Annotated in this window: 1 protein-coding gene; it reads right to left on the reverse strand. The window is 50.4% G+C overall.

Going from position 1 to position 544, the window contains the following annotated elements; all coding sequences use genetic code 11:
- Positions 1-544, reverse strand: a 544-nt coding sequence (locus tag B9T16_RS29210) for an AAA family ATPase (protein WP_410246451.1), incomplete at both ends; no start/stop codon positions are given.

The raw sequence follows: 544 nt of genomic DNA on the forward strand, positions 1-544 counted from the left end.
AATGGCGGATTCATTATCGGGTTCTTCCACCAACACCTTCTGGAATCGACGTTCGAGGGCTTTGTCTTTTTCAAAGTACTTCTGATACTCTGCTAGGGTAGTGGCGCCTACTGCTCGGAGTTCTCCTCTGGCTAATGCGGGTTTGAGGATGTTGGCGGCATCCATTGCGCCTTCGCCACCGCCGGCTCCCACGAGGGTGTGAATCTCGTCGATGAAGAGGATGATGTTTCCATCATCGGAGGTGACTTCTTTCACTACGGCTTTGAGACGTTCTTCAAATTCACCTTTGTATTTTGCACCGGCGATAAGCGCTCCCATATCCAGGGCAAAGATGGTTTTGTCTTTTAGATTTTCCGGTACATCGCCGTTGATAATGCGGTGCGCCATACCTTCGGCGATGGCGGTTTTTCCGACGCCTGGTTCACCGATGAGGATGGGGTTGTTTTTCGTACGGCGTGAAAGAATCTGTAGTACGCGGCGGATTTCTTCTTCTCTACCAATTACGGGATCCAGCTTGCCTTCTTTAGCAAGTTGGTTGAGGTTT

This window comes from Arthrospira sp. PCC 8006 (assembly GCF_046480465.1).
Classification (GTDB): domain Bacteria; phylum Cyanobacteriota; class Cyanobacteriia; order Cyanobacteriales; family Microcoleaceae; genus Limnospira; species Limnospira platensis.